The organism is Actinomadura spongiicola (assembly GCF_003432485.1).
Lineage (GTDB): Bacteria > Actinomycetota > Actinomycetes > Streptosporangiales > Streptosporangiaceae > Spirillospora > Spirillospora spongiicola.
Genome location: NZ_QVNQ01000001.1, coordinates 767,008 through 782,643, shown reverse-complemented (window position 1 = coordinate 782,643; position 15,636 = coordinate 767,008). Strand labels below are relative to the sequence as shown.

At 70.2% G+C, this 15,636-nt stretch carries 17 protein-coding genes; 6 read left to right on the top strand and 11 right to left on the bottom strand.

Going from position 1 to position 15,636, the window contains the following annotated elements; all coding sequences use genetic code 11:
* The first annotated feature begins 261 nt into the window (after positions 1–261).
* Positions 262–606 (top strand): ArsR/SmtB family transcription factor, encoded by a 345-nt coding sequence (locus D0T12_RS03675; protein WP_117398035.1) that lies wholly within the window; start codon positions 262–264, stop codon positions 604–606.
* Positions 603–1,067 (top strand): SRPBCC family protein, encoded by a 465-nt coding sequence (locus D0T12_RS03670; protein ID WP_117397791.1) that lies wholly within the window; start codon positions 603–605, stop codon positions 1,065–1,067. Before D0T12_RS03675 ends, D0T12_RS03670 begins: the two co-directional genes overlap by 4 nt.
* Before the next feature lie 92 nt (positions 1,068–1,159).
* On the opposite strand, the gene D0T12_RS03665 is transcribed toward D0T12_RS03670, so the two are convergent.
* From D0T12_RS03665 to D0T12_RS03655, 3 genes are all read right to left on the bottom strand, one after another.
* Positions 1,160–1,357 carry a DUF397 domain-containing protein gene (locus D0T12_RS03665; RefSeq protein ID WP_117397790.1) on the bottom strand — a complete coding sequence of 66 codons (198 nt, stop codon included), beginning with the start codon at positions 1,355–1,357 and terminating at the stop codon, positions 1,160–1,162.
* A 98-nt stretch (positions 1,358–1,455) separates the two neighbouring features.
* Positions 1,456–1,644, bottom strand: coding sequence for a DUF397 domain-containing protein (locus D0T12_RS03660; RefSeq protein WP_325050733.1), 189 nt, complete (start codon positions 1,642–1,644; stop codon positions 1,456–1,458).
* Positions 1,644–2,528: a helix-turn-helix domain-containing protein gene (locus D0T12_RS03655; RefSeq protein WP_158581394.1), complete on the bottom strand. Its 885-nt coding sequence runs from the start codon at positions 2,526–2,528 to the stop codon at positions 1,644–1,646. The genes D0T12_RS03660 and D0T12_RS03655 overlap by 1 nt, the downstream gene beginning before the upstream one ends.
* Positions 2,529–2,816: 288 nt before the next feature.
* Between D0T12_RS03655 and D0T12_RS03650 the strand changes: the two genes are divergently transcribed.
* Together D0T12_RS03650 and D0T12_RS35225 are read left to right on the top strand one after the other, a co-directional pair.
* Positions 2,817–3,458, top strand: a complete 642-nt coding sequence (locus D0T12_RS03650) for an ATP-binding protein (protein ID WP_117397787.1) — start codon at positions 2,817–2,819, stop codon at positions 3,456–3,458.
* Positions 3,459–3,502: 44 nt separating this feature from the next.
* Positions 3,503–3,658, top strand: a complete 156-nt coding sequence (locus D0T12_RS35225) for a hypothetical protein (protein ID WP_158581393.1) — start codon at positions 3,503–3,505, stop codon at positions 3,656–3,658.
* Positions 3,659–3,792: 134 nt separating this feature from the next.
* Here the strand turns inward: D0T12_RS35225 and D0T12_RS37310 are convergent, their stop codons facing one another.
* The 3 genes from D0T12_RS37310 to D0T12_RS03640 form a co-directional block, all read right to left on the bottom strand.
* The gene (locus D0T12_RS37310) at positions 3,793–4,203 is read right to left on the bottom strand and encodes an MFS transporter (protein WP_407642031.1); all 411 of its coding nucleotides are present in this window, start codon (positions 4,201–4,203) and stop codon (positions 3,793–3,795) included.
* On the bottom strand, positions 4,200–4,358 hold the full coding sequence (locus D0T12_RS37305) for a hypothetical protein (RefSeq protein WP_407642030.1): 159 nt from the start codon (positions 4,356–4,358) through the stop codon (positions 4,200–4,202). The genes D0T12_RS37310 and D0T12_RS37305 overlap by 4 nt, the downstream gene beginning before the upstream one ends.
* A gap of 99 nt (positions 4,359–4,457) precedes the next feature.
* On the bottom strand, positions 4,458–5,108 hold the full coding sequence (locus D0T12_RS03640) for a LuxR C-terminal-related transcriptional regulator (protein ID WP_117397786.1): 651 nt from the start codon (positions 5,106–5,108) through the stop codon (positions 4,458–4,460).
* 210 nt (positions 5,109–5,318) lie between these two features.
* On the opposite strand from D0T12_RS03640, the gene D0T12_RS03635 reads away from it, so the two are divergent.
* Complete coding sequence (locus D0T12_RS03635) at positions 5,319–7,943, top strand: serine/threonine-protein kinase (RefSeq protein ID WP_117397785.1); 2,625 nt, start codon at positions 5,319–5,321, stop codon at positions 7,941–7,943.
* Positions 7,944–7,968: 25 nt separating this feature from the next.
* Complete coding sequence (locus D0T12_RS03630) at positions 7,969–9,384, top strand: serine/threonine-protein kinase (RefSeq protein ID WP_158581392.1); 1,416 nt, start codon at positions 7,969–7,971, stop codon at positions 9,382–9,384.
* Here D0T12_RS03630 and D0T12_RS03625 read toward each other — a convergent pair.
* The 5 genes from D0T12_RS03625 to D0T12_RS03605 all read right to left on the bottom strand — a co-directional run bounded on the left by D0T12_RS03625 (position 9,366) and on the right by D0T12_RS03605 (position 15,466).
* Positions 9,366–11,201, bottom strand: a complete 1,836-nt coding sequence (locus D0T12_RS03625) for a sensor histidine kinase (RefSeq protein ID WP_147339364.1) — start codon at positions 11,199–11,201, stop codon at positions 9,366–9,368. The genes D0T12_RS03630 and D0T12_RS03625 overlap by 19 nt on opposite strands.
* Before the next feature lie 165 nt (positions 11,202–11,366).
* Positions 11,367–12,437, bottom strand: a complete 1,071-nt coding sequence (locus tag D0T12_RS03620) for a phosphotriesterase family protein (protein WP_117397782.1) — start codon at positions 12,435–12,437, stop codon at positions 11,367–11,369.
* The gene (locus D0T12_RS03615; protein ID WP_158581391.1) at positions 12,434–13,420 is read right to left on the bottom strand and encodes a phosphotriesterase family protein; all 987 of its coding nucleotides are present in this window, start codon (positions 13,418–13,420) and stop codon (positions 12,434–12,436) included. The genes D0T12_RS03620 and D0T12_RS03615 overlap by 4 nt, the downstream gene beginning before the upstream one ends.
* Positions 13,421–13,588: 168 nt before the next feature.
* Positions 13,589–14,146, bottom strand: a complete 558-nt coding sequence (locus tag D0T12_RS03610) for a hypothetical protein (protein WP_117397780.1) — start codon at positions 14,144–14,146, stop codon at positions 13,589–13,591.
* Between the two features lie 42 nt (positions 14,147–14,188).
* The gene (locus D0T12_RS03605) at positions 14,189–15,466 is read right to left on the bottom strand and encodes a CysS/YqeB C-terminal domain-containing protein (protein WP_117397779.1); all 1,278 of its coding nucleotides are present in this window, start codon (positions 15,464–15,466) and stop codon (positions 14,189–14,191) included.
* Between the last annotated feature and the right edge of the window lie 170 nt (positions 15,467–15,636).

Genomic DNA, 15,636 nt, shown 5'->3' with positions numbered 1-15,636 from the left:
CACTCTCCCGATTGAGAAACTCAAGAATCCAGAGCCGTTACTTCGGACCGAATCGCCATGATCACTCTAGGTCACTCCCGAGATTCTCAAAAGGCTCAACCACAACGAGGCTGAAAAACACCGGAAAACACGACCCCGATCAAATCGGTCACATTCCCGTCGATGCGAACCGGCCGACGTTTCCCGTACACCGCGACGGTCGGCCACCATCCACCGACCCGGACATTGCACCAATCGGTTCAGTGTCGTATGGTGAACCACATGGTTCAGCAAGAGGTCCTTGATCGCACGTTCGCCGCCCTGGCGGACCGGACCCGGCGACAGATCCTCATCCGGCTCGGTCAGGGGCCCGCCACGATCGGCGAGCTGGCCGAACCATTCGGCATGTCGCTCACCGGCATGAAGAAGCACGTGCAGGTCCTGGAAGACGCAGGCCTGGTCACGACCGCGAAGGTCGGCCGATCGCGACAGTGTCGGCTGGGAACCGAACGCCTTGAGGACGCCATGTCGTGGATCAGCTTCTACCAGCGCCTGTGGGAACGTCGCCTCGACGGCCTGGACGCCTACTTCACTCTTAACAACACCGAGAAGGACACCGAGCGATGACGCGAAACGACACCGAGACCCTCCAGCTGCGCACGAGCCGTGTACTGCCCGCGACTCCAGAGGAGGTCTTCGACGCCTACACCGACGCCGAGAAGCAGAAGATCTGGTTCAGCATCCTCGACGAGGAGCCCGGCATCGTCGAGATCGAGGTCGACCTACGCGTCGGAGGACGGCAAACCGCGGTCTGGGGCCCGGACGCCGACAACCTCTTCCGCGAGACACAGACCTTCCTGGAGATCGACCGTCCACACCGCCTGGTCACCGAGTCCGTCGGCAGCACTCCCGATGGCATGACCATGACCACCACCATCGAGATCACCTTCGAGGAACACGAAGGCGGCACCTTGTTCACGGCCGTCCAAAGCGGCTTCCCCACCCCCGAACTCCGCGACTTCTTCACGGACGAGGTCTGGGTCGGAGCCCTAGACCGCATCGAGGCCTACCTGCACCGCCCGGCATAGCACCATGCCGCCGCGCACCAACCACGAACTCCCACCACCGCAGCGGCGATGCACAACCAACAACTCAACCCATGAACGCGGGCGGACCCAAGTCAAAGGTCGTACGAGCCCCGCTTGATCTCGGTCAGCAGGGCTGCCAACGCGTCCCGCTCCAAGGTTAAGAAGCCACCCTCCGGGTTCTTGGAGTCTCGAACGAGACGCTGAGAGTGAAGGACGCCCGCTTCCACGCAGCCGTTAGCGCCTTCGTTGTAGCTGCTCTTGTGGAAAGACGACACGATCAAGGTCAGCACTGATCATCTAGTACTCCTTCGTCTCCATGAGCAGAAACTAGCCACATGCCGCAGTCTGAAGAAAGACGCGGCATGTGGCTACCCGGCAGCAGCCGAAACTAAAGGTCGTACGCGCCCTGCTTGATCTGCGAGATCATCGCCGACCACGCGTCCCGGTCCAGCGTCAGGACGCTGCCCTCCGGATTCTTGGAGTCCCGCACAGCATTCGCATCACCAAGTGACGCTACTTCCACACAGTCCCCACCCGTGCTGCCGCTGTAGGAACTCTTTCGCCACTCACGCCCCATCATCCGCCCAACCTCTCTGGCTGCTCCCAGTCTGTGGCAATCTTCTCAATCATGGCGATCGAGTCCCGAGGACTCAATGCCTGGGCTCGCAGAGAGTCGAACGCCAGCCGATGGGTCTCGACCTCGGGCACCTTGTCCATCAGCAGCGAGCCTGCGCGGTTCTCGACGTAGACGTATTCGGACACGGCAGCGTCTCCCAAGTCGAGGGTAAGCAGTGTGAACGAACCGCATGTCCCAGGGTGCGCCCCGATCGAGAACGGCAGGACCTGCACCTTGATGTTGCGGCGTCGGGCCTGAGTGAGGAGAACACGCAACTGCTCAGCCATGATCTGAGAGCTTCCGACGGCGCGGTGAAGGACGGATTCGTCGAGCACAACCCAATACTGAAGTGGGTCGTCTCCGCTCAGAATCGCCTGTCGAGCGGTGCGGGCCTCGATGCGAGCTTGGATCTCTTCCTCCGATGGGGGACGAGGCTCGACCGACAACACCGCACGGGCGTACTCAGGACTCTGGAGGATGCCCGGCACCCACTCACTGACGTAGGCGTGCATCTCCGTGGCCTCGGCTTCTAGGCCGAGGTAGAACTCGAAACCCGGGTGGAGGACCTCGCCGTAGCGTTGCCACCAGCCGCGTTGCCGGGCGGCCTTCGCCAGTTCGGTCAGTTGGGCGATCTCCTCCGGCGTCGCGCCGTACAGCTCCACGAGGCGTTCGAGGACACGGGCGGGCACAGAACTCTGGCCCGTCTCCATCCGGCTGATGGTCGAGTCCGTCCGGGCGATGTGGCGGGCCGCGTCGTCCGCCGCGACGCCAGCGCGGGTGCGTAGGGCACGGAGCCGGATGCCCAACATGATCCGGCGGACGGTCGGGCTCTCGGGGCGTGGCATCGGGGCACCTCCTTGGTGGTCAGCTGTCATTCTGCACTCCCAAGCTCACCATGCGTGGCCGAATCCGCACACACAGTCTATATCGGTCATTGCATATGAGTTTCTGGAACGGGATTGCATCCTAGTTCTGCGTCAGCCACTATCGAGCCGTCCATACAGCATGTGACGCGATGCATACGCATCGTGATCATCGAGAGAGGCGGCGCGATGGAGGTCAAAGGGGCGTGGGGGCTGGTTAATGGGGGGTTGTGTGCGTGGCAGCTGCCTGGGGGCGAGAGTGGGCCGGGGGTGGCGCGGCGGCTCTTGCAGCAGGTGATGGAGGAGCTGCGGCTGGGGCGGGACGTGATCGAGGACGGGAAGCTCGCCGTGTCCGAGGTGGCGACCAACGCGCTGCGGTACGCCGGTCAGGCGACTCCGCCCGAGCTGTGGATCTGGGCGCGGATCGTCCCGTCGCCGCAGCTCGTCGTGTCCGTGTTCGACGGCGATCGGGCGGCCGTGCCGGTCGCGTCCGACGGTGAGCCGCTGGACGAGTTCGGCAAGGGGCTCCAGCTCGTCCGCGAGGTGACGGCCGACTGGGGCACCGCCCCGACGCGATCTCGCACCGCCGTCCCCACCTGTGGGAAGGCGGTCTGGTTCGCGCTGCCGCTCCCCGAGGACTGGCCGGGCCTGCACTACCGCGTCCATCCGGGGGCGGCCGCGTATCACCTGCTCGGTAACCTCGTCCGGCGCGGGTTCGAGGGGAGGCACAGCCCGGGGCAGAACGGCATGTCCGTTCTCGTCTTCCCCGGCCTCAACGTGTGGGTCCACCGCCGCGACTTCTGCGGGTGGTCCACTCCGCGCTGCTACGTCCGGCGTCCCCTCATCGACCTCCAGGAGACCACCGAACTTCTCGTCCGCCACCTCGACCCCGCCCCGGCTCACACCCCGTGAGTCCGCACCGGCACGAGAAGGCTCTGCGTACCACCTACCGCGTCATGAAGTCGATCACGCTGGCCGAGCAGCTACGCGACCTTCAGGCGTATGGGCGGCAGCGCACCGCCGAACTGGGAATCGAGCCCGCCGACATGCCCGACCGGATCCGAGAGTTGATAGAGCGACGGCCCGACCCCGATGATCGGCAGGGCTTCTAGGTCGTCCTCATCGATCAGGGTAGGGAGTTGGTCTCCTGTTTCCGGTGAGCGGTCACCACGGCGATCTCCCATCATGGCGGATCGGCCAGCATCATCAGCTCGCCACGCTTGCTCGCGCCACTACGTCTTCTGTATTAGGGGACGCGGTCCCAGCCTCTTGGGGGGTGCTGCATTCCTAGTTGTTCGTCGCGGCTGCGGTAGACGATGTAGGGGCGGGTCAGGTAGCCGATGGGGGCGGGGGTGTCCGGCCGGGGGTCTCGCGCAACACCGTCCAGGCCACGGCCGCGTATACCGGCGCTGATCGCGGTACCGCCCATGCCCGCGCCGAACACTCCGACCGCGAACCCGCGGCGTTCCGGCGGGAACCACGCGTTCACGAACGGGACGCCGACCGCGAACGTGGTGCCTCCCACGCCCAGGAAGAAGCCGCCCACTAGTAGTGCGGCCAGCGTGGAGTGACCCCAGAGGCCTAGGTACAGGACGGGGACGATCGTGATCAGGGAGAGGAGCGGGAACATCACGCGTCCGCCGAAACGGTCGGTCAATACCCCGACCGGGATTCGTCCCACCGAGCCCACGCCCAGAAGTTCACGGCGAATCCGACGGTGGCCACCACCAGCATGAGCATGGGCCGGGCGTCGCCTCCGGCCCGGCCGGAGCCCGCCGGACGGGGCGCGCTCTCCTGTCCCGTCTTCGTCACCGTGCCACCGCTTCCGTCGTCGTCCAGAGCCAACCGGCAGCCATGATCGGCTTCCGCAGCGCTAATCCCCGATAGGGACCTTCGTCCCCCCGGCCGGAATCAGTCGTCGCGCTGGAGGTAGGTCAGGATCGCCAGGACCCGGCGGTTCTCCAGGGAGCTGCGGGGGAGGTTCAGCTTGTCGAAGACGTGGCTGACGTGCGTGCTCACGGTGTTCTTGGACACGTGCAGGCGCTCGGCGATGCCCCGGTCGGTGAGGCCCTCCGCCAGTAACCGCAGGACTTCGCGTTCGCTGCCGCTCAGCCCGGACAGCCGCTCGTCGCGGCTGCGGGCCCGCATCAGGTCTCCGACCAGCTCCGGTTCCATGACGGTGCCGCCCCCGGCCAGATGCGTCAGCGCCCGGCTCAACTGGTAAGGCACCATGATCCTTTCCTTGAGGAGGTATCCGGTGCCTTTCTCGCCGCTCGCCAGCAGTCTTTCCGCGCACTCCGGAATAGCGTGTTCTGATAGGACCAGAATTCCGAGGCGGGCGTGGTCGCGGCGCAGGGCGAGGGCGGTTCGTACCCCCTCGTCCTTGAAGTCGGGAGGCATTACCAGATCAAGGACCACCGCGTCCGGACGGAGCGTGGAGACCGCCGGGGCCACCTTGTCGGGATGGTCCAGCATTCCGACCACCTGATGCCCCTCTTCGCTGAGCAACTGGTGCAGCCCCGCGCGGGTGATGAGCTGGTCGTCGACCACGAGCACACGCATGACACATCCCCCTTGACGCCCCCGACGACCGGCCACCGCGCCCCGCCAATCCTAGATCGATCTTCGCGGAAGGCCATCCGGCGGCGGCGAATTCACCATTTATCACTAGGCGCGTTCCAGACAACCGGTGATGTGTGATCAAAGGCGCCGACCGTAGCCTGAACTGTCTCACCGATGGGGAAATTTGGTGCTTGACAGGGGGAGCCGGATATGAGCGGTTGGCGGGTACCCGGATACACCGAGTTGGGGGAACTCGGGGCCGGGGCGCATGGACGGGTCGTGCTGGCCCGCGACGAGGCGGGGACCCTCGTCGCGATCAAGTACGTGGCCACGGAGGAGCGGACGGCGCCGCGCGTGCCGGACGAGCGCGAGGCCCGGATCATGGCGGCGGTGGACCATCCGAACGTCGTCCGCCTGCACGCGCTGGTCCGGGGCACCACGGGCATCGCGCTGGTGATGGACGCCGTCGAGGGCGTCTCGCTGACCCGGCTGCTGCGCCAGCACACCGCCCTGCCCCCGGAGGCCGCGCTCGCCGTCCTCAAGGGTTCCCTGCTGGGGCTGGCCGCCGCGCACGCCGCCGGGGTGGTGCACCGCGACTACAAGCCCGACAACGTCATCGTCGACGACGACGGCGTCAGCAAGCTCATCGACTTCGGGGTGGCGTCGGTCTCCGGGGAGGCGTCGGTCGCGGGCACCGCCGCGTACATGGCGCCGGAGCAGTGCAACGGCGACCCGGCCGGGCCCGCCGCCGACGTCTACGCCGCCACCTGCGTGTTCGTGGAATGCGTCGCGGGTCGCCCGCCCTACCGGGGCGACCAGGACCTGGTGTTGATGGCCCAGCACGTGCACCAACCGGTCCCGGTGGACCTGGTGCCCGCGCCGCTGCGCGGGCTGGTGACGCGCGGAATGGCCAAGGACCCGGGCGAGCGTCCGCCGGGCGCGTCCGAGTTCGTCCATGAGCTGGAGGCGGTGGCCCGGGAGCAGTACGGCGAGGACTGGGAGAGCCGCGGGCTGGTGGTCCTTGGCGCCGCGGCGCTGGCGCTGCGGTCGAGCGGCGCCGGACCCGGCGCCGCGCAGGGCGGCACGAGCATCGCCGACACGACGCTCACCACCGAGGCGGTCGCGGGCCCCGCCGCCGCGGGTTCCATGGCAGCCGCCGGTTCACCTTCCCTGCGGGCCTCCGCGCGGAACGCCGCGATGGACCAGGCCAAGCGGCCGGTCCGATCCAATCTGGCGCTTCTCTGCGTGGGCCTGCTGGTCCTGGTGGCTCTGATCGGGTCGGGTCTGTGGGTCCTACGGGACGACGCGACGTTCGAGAAGGCGGCGGGGCCCAAGCCCCAGCCCACACTGCCCGCGCCCACGCCCGCGCCGTCCACGCCCGCACCCACACCGCCCACACCCACACCGCCCACACCCGTCCCGTCCACGCCCACACCGCCGACACCCGCGCCCTCCACGCCCGTGCCGCCCACGCCGGAGGGGTCCTCGACACCGGGCCCTGGTGAGTCTGATGGGAACGGCGGCTCTCGAACGGTGTCCAAGGGCGGCCCGACGAAGTCCGGGGGCAAAGACCGGGGACGGGAAGAGGGCAGAGCACCGTGCCCGCCTTTCACCCTTCCGTCCCATGACTTTGGTTCCGTGCAGATGGGCCGGACGGTGTCCGAGGACTTCGCCTTCCCCCGGCGAGCGTGCGACGACGTTCAGGCCATGTCCGTCCGGGGAGCCGGGGCCTCCGGGTTCGGGGCGCCGGTGCTCACCTCGTGCCCGCCGCCGGGCGCGGAGTCGCTGTGCCGGTTCCGGGTGACGTTCCGCCCCACCGAACGCGAGGGTTCCTACAGCGCGACCGTCGTGGTGCCCTCGGTGAGCGGCGGGACGGCCGTGACGCTGCGCCTGACCGGCACGGCCGTCCGTCCCGTCGAGCCCTGTCCGCGACGAGACGTGCCCGTTCAGAGTCCAGAGTTCGACGCGACCGAGCCGGGCGAGACGGATTGGAAGGTCGTCACCATCCCTTGGGACTCGTGCTTCGACGCCGACGGGATCCGGTTGTCCGACGGCACGGCCTTCGGGTTCGGTGAAGGCTTCGACTGTCCGACGTCGTCCGGTGCCACCTGCCGTGTGCAGGTGGGCTTCAGCCCGAGGACGCCCGGGACGTTCACCACGACGCTGATCGTCCCCGACAAGACGGGCCGCGCGGCGGTGACGGTGCCCCTGAGCGGCCGGACGATGCGGGCGTGCGCGCGGGAAGTCACCGGAGATGGGTACACGTTCCCCAGGACCAGGGTGGGCGACCGGTCGAAGAGGATCGTCACCGTCCCGTGGGACTGGTGTTACGACGCCGCCACGATGAGGCTAACCGAGACGTCCGCGTTCCGCCTTCTGCGGTCCGAATCCTGCCCTCAGGACGCCTCGTCCTGCCAGGCCCTGGTGGCCTTCGCGCCCACGGAGCCGGGTGAGTACAGCACTACCTTGCAGGTGTTCGACGCCAGGGGCCGACTCGGCGCCACGGTCGAGCTCTCCGGCATCGCCATTGGTGGAGAGACTCCGGGCGGACGGAGCCCGGGCGGCTCCACGGGGTCGCCGAGCGGCGAGCCGGGAGAGCCGCCCTCGGAGCCGAGGGTTCCCGAGTCCGAACCGCAGCCGGAGCCCGAGCCTGAGCCCCAGCCCGAACCGCAGCCGGAACCCGAGCCCGAGCCTGAGCCTGAGCCTGAGGAGCCCTCGTCCGAGGGTGCGGACGAGCCCGATGAGCCGGAAGAGCCGGAGCCGGAGCCGTCGACGGCGCCGTCCGGTGGTGGGCCGACCCATGCCGGGCGACGCCGGGTCCTGCCGAGGAAGTAGCGCCCCACCGAGTCGAGGAGTTTCGATGACGGTACCCCTGAACGCGGACGGGACGTCCGGCCGCACCAGGCCGTTGGGGCCGCAGGACCCGCACTGGTTCGGTGAGTTCCGCACCACCGGTGTCCTCGGTGAGGGCGGCATGGGCCGGGTCTACGCCGGGCGGGCCCGCGACGGGCGGCTGGTCGCGATCAAGGCGATTCGTGCGGAGCTTGCCCGGGACGAGGATTTCCGTGCGCGTTTCCGTCGCGAGGCGGAGTGCGCGATGCGGGTCCCCGCGTTCGCCACGGCGGAGGTGCTGGCCGCCGATCCGGACGCGCCCGTCCCGTATCTGGTCACCGAGTACATCGACGGTCCGACGCTGCATGAGTTGGTGGCGGGCGACGGCCCGCTGTACGGCGCCGAGCTGCACCAGTTGGCGGTCGCGGTGGCCACGGCGTTGAAGGGGGTGCACGGCGCCGGGATCATGCACCGCGACCTCAAGCCCGGGAACGTGCTGCTGTCCCGGTTCGGTCCCCGGGTGATCGACTTCGGGATCGCCCGCACGCCGGACGCCACCCGCATGACCAGCCAGGGTCAGGCCGTGGGCACCCCGTCCTATATGGCGCCCGAGCAGCTTCTCAACAGCCCGGGGCCCAAGTCCGACATCTTCGCCTGGGGCGGGGTGGTCGTGTTCGCGGGCACCGGGCACCGCCCGTTCCGCGGCGACACGCTCCAGCAGATGGTCGGGCAGATCATGGGTGAGGAGCCCGACCTCGGCGGGCTGCCTCCGAACCTGCGCGGCGTGGTGTCCGCGGCGATGCGCAAGGACCCGGACGACCGCCCGACCGCGGCGGAGCTGCTGGAGATGCTGGGCTCGGTGAGCGACACCTCCACCATGCCGCATATGCCGCCGCCAGTGGAGAACGAGGCGACCGTCCCCGGGCCGACGCGGGTTCCGGTCGCCGAGCGGACCACGACCGACGTGCCCACCGCCAAGCTGCCGGGCGGGTTCGGCGGGACGACCGGTTATGTCCCGCCGAAGCCTCGGCGGCGTCGGCGCGGCGTCCGCGTCCTGTGGGCGTTCCTGCTGCCGGTCGCGCTGGCCGGTGCGCTGCTGTTCTGGGCGAACCGTCCCGCCGAGCAGGCCGACCCGGTCGTGACCGCCGTGGACGTCAAGGTCGACGACCCGCGTCCACGCTGCGGGGACGAGGTCACCATCACCGGCACGTTCACCACCGACGGCGCGCCCGGCGAGATCTCCTACCAGTGGTGGCGCAGCGACGAGGACGCCCCCGAACCGCCGCGCCGCCACGGCGTCGAGAAGGACCGCACCCAGGCGACCGTCCGGCTGCTGTGGCGCCTGCACGGCGAGGGGCGCCGCAAGTTCACCGCCACGTTGACCGTTCTCGGTGACCGCCCGCTCCAGGACACCGTCACGTTCGTCTACTCCTGCTCGAAGTGACCCGGCTCCCGCGCGAAGCGTCCCGGGCAGGGGATCACGGCGGTCAGGACGGTGCCCTGGCCGGGGTCTGAGCGCAGGTCGAGGGTGCCGTCCACGGCCGCCACGCGGTCGTGGAGGCCGGCGAGGCCGGAACCGGGGCGGACGGTGGCGCCGCCCGTTCCGTCGTCGGCGACCCGGACGGTCACCTGGCCGTCCGCGAGTCCGGCGGTGATGTCGATGCGTTCGGCTCCGGCGTGGCGTAACGCGTTGGTGAGGGCTTCGCTGACGACGAAGTAGCCGGTGAGGGCGATGGGTTCCGGCAGGTCGGTGAGCGGGCCGTCCATGTGCAGGCGAACCGGGCCGTCGGCGCGCCGGACCAGTTCGCGCAGCACGGCCCGGAGCCCCTCGGTGGTCAGCACGGCCGGGTGGATGCCGCGGGCCAGTTCCCGCAGGGACCGCAGGGCGGCGCGCAGCCGCGTCTCCGCCTCGTCGATCGCCTTGTCGAGGTCGTCGCGGCGTCCGGGCGGGACGGTGCGGACGGCCGCCTGACGCACCCGCGCCAGCTCCATCCCGGCCCAGACCAGTTGTGCCTGCGCGCCGTCGTGCAGGTCGCGTTGCAGGCGGTGGCGGGCGGCGTCCTCGGCCGCGACGATCCGCGCGAGCAGCGCCCGGACCTGGGCGAGGTGGGCGCGCGCCGTCACCTGGAGGCGGGTGTTCTCCAGGACCAGCCGGGTCGCCTCGGTCACGGCCTCCAGCAGCCGCGGCTCCGCGTGCAGCGACGGATGGTGGATCAGCACCGCCACCGGGTCGTCCGGGTCGCCGATCGTGGTGATCGCCGTGGTGGCGTCCCATTCGGGCACCTCTACGGGTGTGCCCTCGGCGCTGACGTATCCGCCGTCCAGGGGGAAGGCGATCCGCAGGCCGGGGTCGTGCAGGGTCGTGGCGAGTTTGGCCTGGAGCCGTCCGGGCGGGAGTTCGGCGATCTCGCGGACGAGGTCGGACACGCGGGCCTCGTCCAGCCGTTCACGTAGGAGACCCAGGAAGAACGCGGCCGGGATGGACGACACCGCCACGAACTGCGCGACCGCGAGCGTGCCGTCGAAGACGGGATGGAAGATCCACGGCAGGAGCGCGCCCTGCACGCTCACCAGCGTGAACAGCGTCGCCGTCACGATCATCGCGAGGGAGGGGAAGGCGAGCATCCGCCGCTCCCGCCATCCGGCCGACCGGTAGCGGCGGACGACCACCGACGCGCCGATGACGACCAGCACCCCTCCGCCCGCCGTCGCGAGGAGGCCGATCGTGTTGCTGAGGGTGGTGTCGTCGATCGGTTTGACGGGGTCGCAGACGTCGCGGCACGGTCCGTCCGGCCGTGGCATGCCCACCAAGGCGAGGACGACGGCGTGGAACGTGCCGTACCAGTAGCCCGCGGCGACCACCCGGCGCCCGGCGTCGTCGCGCAGTCTTCCGGTCGGGTAGGCGAGGAACACGTGCGCGCCGAGCGGGAGTTGGAAGGCGTTCAGCCAGGACGACACCATCACCAGCAGCCGGAGCCACCCCGGGCCGGAGTCGAGCGCGAACGCGGCGGGGGCGGTGCAGGCCAGGAGCAGCCCGAGGAGCAGCATCAGCGTGCCCATGGGCCGCCGTGGACGCACCCGGACGGCTAAGAACCCGGTCAGCAGCCAGGCCGCGACCTGCGCCAGTTCCTTGGTGTAGAACAGCGGACGGAATGTGCCCCAACCGGCGGCCAGCCTGGCGTCCAATGCGATCAACGTGACGCCCGCCAACAGCAGCGCCCAGTGGCGTGGGCGTACGGATTCCGCGCCTCGTTCGTTCATCGCCCACACCCGCACAGCCCTGTTTATGGACAGCCGAATTCCGAGGAAAATCCTTTCCTTGGGCTCGCCGTTATCACGCCCCAGCGTAACAGGATGGGAACGCCGCGTTATGCCGGTCTTTCGGGTTGCCGAAGGCCGGATGCGGCAACCCGAGGAGAAGCGGGGTCAGGGGGCCGGGGCGGCGAAGGTCAGGGCACGGGCCGGGTTGTCGACCATGATCTTGTGAATGGCCTCGTCGGCGACGCCGAGGCGGCGCAGCGCGGGCAGGAAATGGTCGGGGATGTAGCTGAAGCCCTGACCGCCGTACCGTTTGAGCTGGATCTTCTGGCAGACGTCGTGACCGAGCACGATCTGGTCGGCGTATCCGTCCTCGACCAGGTCGGCCAGGCCGCGGGCGGTCTTGTGCTCGCCGAGGAGCACCAGATGCCCCCAGGGGCTGCCCGGCGAGGCCAGGAAGTCGAACTCGATGAAGACGCCACGGGCGAGCACCCGTCGCGCGAAGGGCAGGTCGACCGCCATCAGTCCGGCGTGGCCGAAGACGACGTTGGACGGGTCCACGCCCTCCTCTTCCAGGATGTCGAGGACCACGAACTTCTCCTCGCCGACCCCGCCGACATGGAAGGTGATCGGGGCGCCGGTGATGCGGCCGGCCCGTCCGCTGGCCCGGACGCTCTTGAGTTCGGCGGGCGTCAGCGGGTTCGTCTCCGCGCCGACCTCGCCGATGATCCCGGCGCGGACCCCGGTGCCGTCGGCGCCCTCCACGATGTCGCGGACGATCACGTCGGTGAGGTCGTCGACGGACCGTTCGTCCATGTCGAGCGGGTGGAACGTCGGCGTGTACCAGCCCGCGCCCATCACGACGTTGAGGCCGCTCTCCCGGGACAGCCGCAGCAGCGACGCGGGGTCGCGGCCGATGCCGAGGTTCGTGACCTCGACGACCGTGCCGCCGCCGGTGCGCTGGAACTCGCGGACCTCGGCGAGCATCTCGTCGAAGTCGCCGAGGACGTCGTTGTCGGCGTTGACGGCGCCGTGCCGGGTGCGGGCCAGGTTCGCCAGGGTGAGCGGTTCCGCCGCCTCCGGGGAGTCCTCGCCCGGCCGCAGCGCGTGGGCCGGGCGGCGCAGGTCGACGAACAGGTGCTCGTGCATGAGCGTCGGGCCGAGGGTCGACGGGTCCACCGGCCCGGCGACCGTGAGCACCTGGCCGGAAAGGTCGGGAATGGTCGACGGCGGGGTCATCCGCGGCCCTCCGTGAAGGTCAGCCAGCGGCGCGGGTTCGCCGCCGTGATGGAGTCCAGCAGGGCGTCGTCCGCGCCCGTGAACCGCAGGTAGGGGACGAGCTGTTGGGCGACGAAGCCGTAGCCGCCGCCCCCGAAGGCCTTCAGGTCGATCTTGCGGGAGACGTTGGGCGACAGCAGGATCCGGTCGGCGTGGCCGCGTCCGGCGAGGTCCAGGACGGCGGCGGCGACGTCCTGGTCGTCGATCTCCCGGTAGACGGAGGAGAGCCTGCCCAGGCCGTCGAACTGGACGAAGACGCCCCGGTCGGCGAGGGCCGCGAGGGCGTCGAGGTCGGTCGCGAGGTCGTCGCAGTGCCCGACGGCGATCCGGCCGAGGTCGGCGCCGCGCTCGGCGAACAGGTCGAGGAGCGCGTGCGTGGCGGTCGGCGTCGCGGCACGGTCGATGAGCACCGGGGCGCCGGTGCGCCGGGCGGCGTCCGCGACGGCCGTGGCGACGGCGCGGTCGGCGGGACGGTCGAGGTCGAGCGTCGGGATCTCGCCGATCACTCCTGCGGGGACGCCGTTCACGCCCTCGTGGATCTCACGGACGATCTCGTCGGCGAGGGCCTCGGGCGCCCGGTCCGGGGCGTGACCGCCACAGCCCATGATCACGGTGACCCCGGTCGTCTCGGCGAGGCGGGCCAGCTCGTCCGGGCGGCGCCCCTGGTCGACGCCGGTCACGTCGACGACGGCGCCGCCGCCCTGCGCGGCGAAGTCGGCGAGGTCGGAGCGGACGTCCTCGGCGGACAGGCGGAGGTCGTCCTCGTTCTGGGCGCCCAGGGCGAGCGCGCCCAGCCTGTCGATGGTCACCGGTGCCTTGTCCGCGATGACGGTGGCGGCGCCGTTCATGTCGCTGACCAGGTGCACCGAGGTGACGGTGTGCCCGAGGTCGGGCGGGTCGATCGGCCCGGCGACGGTCACGACCCGTCCGGTCAGGCTGGTCACGATCCGAGATCCTTCCGTTGGGGACGGCGCCCGGGTCCCATCCCCGCACGGGCGACATCGCGTCTCGTCCGGGCACCGTGCCGATCAAGGTATCGGGCCCGGTCATGCCCGCCCTTGTGTCTCACCGCACGCGTGTTGATGTTCCCCGCAAGGCGCCCCGGCCCCGGATCAACGAGACGCGAACGCCGCCCAGCCGTCGGTGCCGGGCTCGGGGAACTGTCCGGCGGGAGCCGGGGACGACAGGGCGAGGATCGCGGCCAGCCCCTCGACCGAGTCGATCACCCGGCGGGCGGCGGCGTCGTTGTACCAGAGGAACGCCAGGTGGCGGACGGCGTGCGCGGCGACCTGCTCGATCCGCGGTCGGCCCGGAGACGGGCTCGCCGGACCGTCGCCATAGGCCAGCCCCCGACCGGTCAGCGGAACGGCCGCGAGGTCCGGTCGCGGGTCGGGGCAGCACGCGTACGTCAGCAGCACCCGCCCGGACGGGTCGTGCCGCCAACTCGTCGAGTGCAGCAGATGCGCGGCGGTGTCATGGGACAGCCCGAGCAGTTCGCGGGCGACCGCGTCAGGATGCCGCCCGTCGTTCAGCTCTCCCGTGAGCACGCGGAAGGCCAAGGCGTCGGTCCCGACCTCCTTCTCCCCTGTGACTCTGAGCGCGAGCACCTCGACCACGACGGCGGCACCACGCTCGACGATCTCTTGCGTCCCCCTGTATTGCGACCCCATTGCAACAGCATGCCATGCGCAGTTCGGATCGCGCGCTGTCCGTCAGGTGGCGTCCGGCTGCCAGTGAGTGCCGTCCGGTGTGTCGCGGACCTCCACTCCGGCGGCCTTCAGTGCGTCCCGGACGACGTCGGCGAGCGAATAGCTGCCCGTGCGGCGCAGTTCGGCGCGGACTCGGATCAACGGCTCGACCGTTGGTGCCAGGGCGTCCCGCGGATCGGCCAGGCCGCGTCCCGCCGTCTGCCCGAGCCGGACGACCAGGGAGCGCATCACGTCCCTGGCCCAGTCGGTGCCGCCCTCGTCCTCCTCGGTGTCCCCGGCCCACTCGGCCACGGCCGCGTCGATGTCGAGCACGGCCCGGACGAGCGCCTCGGCGTCGCCCTCGCGGACACCGGCCTCGAAGCGCCGCTCGCAACCGACGACGGTGTCGCGCAGCGTCGCGGGCGGCGGCACCGCCTCGGTGTCGCCGTCCCGGGGCGGGACGGGCGCCCGCCGCGCCGCCTCGCCGCGGACCATCGCGCGCAGGTCGGTCAGGGCCAGCCTCTCGCCGGACGGGACGACCACGCTCTCCCCCGACCGCCGGACGGTCATGGAGCCCCGGCCGCGCACCTCCACCAGGCCACGGCCCACATCCATCACGGCGGCCGTGTGCTCGTCCAGGCCCAGCACCGCCGCGTCGTCCGGCAGTTCCCGCTCTAGGACCCGCAGCCGCCGCTCCCCCAGGTAGCAGTACCGCGTGTCGTGGGTGCCGCCCTCGGCGTTGTCGTAGTGCGGGATCATCGCGACCTTCAGCCCCAGGCGTCCCAGGACGTCAAGACCCTTCAGCCAGTGCGGGCGCGCGCCCGCCTTGTAGATCTCGTAGACCGGCAGCGCGTACGCGCCGAGCGTGCACGCCGCCGCCGACGCGAACACCAGCGCGGCGCGGCCCGTCCGGACGTGATCGGCCAGCGCGTCCCCCACCGGCCCGCCCCGCCATTGCGTCAGCGCGTACGTGGGGCTTCCGGGGCCCGCGAACAGCCAGTCCGCGCCGCGCACCGCCGCCAGGCCGACGTCGGCGGCGCGCGCCCGCGCACCATCGTGCCGTGGGTCGTCTCCCGCGCCGATCTCGGCTAATCCGCGCAGGCCGGGCGGTACGTCCACGGTCAGCCCGACGCTCCGCTCGAAGTACGCCTGCGCACGCGCCGAGATCTCGGCGACGTTCTCCTGGAAGCCGTACGGCGTGTCCAGCAGCACCGCCGATTTCGGTCGTAGCCGGTCGACCAGTTCCCGGTGCACGCTCACCATCGTCGGGCTGGTCTCACCGGACCCCATCAGCACCAGCACCGGTTTCCGCGTTACGCCGCCCAAGCCGACCCCCATTCTCCGGTCCCGTGTCCCCCGCCTTCTCGCACCTACCAGTGAGGGTCGCATCGCCCCACCCGACCGTCCACGTGTAGAGCGCTATGCGCATGGGTTCTCGTCCGGGGTTCGTGTCGATCCGTGGGCCTCCCGTT

What these genes read in the sequence shown, in the direction of transcription:
- D0T12_RS03675 (WP_117398035.1), top strand. Translation starts at nt 262, where the DNA reads ATGGTTCAGCAAGAGGTCCTTGATCGCACGTTCGCCGCCCTGGCGGAC.
- D0T12_RS03670 (WP_117397791.1), top strand. Translation starts at nt 603, where the DNA reads ATGACGCGAAACGACACCGAGACCCTCCAGCTGCGCACGAGCCGTGTA.
- D0T12_RS03660 (WP_325050733.1), bottom strand. Translation starts at nt 1,644, where the DNA reads ATGGGGCGTGAGTGGCGAAAGAGTTCCTACAGCGGCAGCACGGGTGGG.
- D0T12_RS03655 (WP_158581394.1), bottom strand. Translation starts at nt 2,528, where the DNA reads ATGCCACGCCCCGAGAGCCCGACCGTCCGCCGGATCATGTTGGGCATC.
- D0T12_RS35225 (WP_158581393.1), top strand. Translation starts at nt 3,503, where the DNA reads ATGAAGTCGATCACGCTGGCCGAGCAGCTACGCGACCTTCAGGCGTAT.
- D0T12_RS03640 (WP_117397786.1), bottom strand. Translation starts at nt 5,108, where the DNA reads ATGCGTGTGCTCGTGGTCGACGACCAGCTCATCACCCGCGCGGGGCTG.
- D0T12_RS03635 (WP_117397785.1), top strand. Translation starts at nt 5,319, where the DNA reads ATGAGCGGTTGGCGGGTACCCGGATACACCGAGTTGGGGGAACTCGGG.
- D0T12_RS03630 (WP_158581392.1), top strand. Translation starts at nt 7,969, where the DNA reads ATGACGGTACCCCTGAACGCGGACGGGACGTCCGGCCGCACCAGGCCG.
- D0T12_RS03625 (WP_147339364.1), bottom strand. Translation starts at nt 11,201, where the DNA reads ATGAACGAACGAGGCGCGGAATCCGTACGCCCACGCCACTGGGCGCTG.
- D0T12_RS03620 (WP_117397782.1), bottom strand. Translation starts at nt 12,437, where the DNA reads ATGACCCCGCCGTCGACCATTCCCGACCTTTCCGGCCAGGTGCTCACG.
- D0T12_RS03610 (WP_117397780.1), bottom strand. Translation starts at nt 14,146, where the DNA reads ATGGGGTCGCAATACAGGGGGACGCAAGAGATCGTCGAGCGTGGTGCC.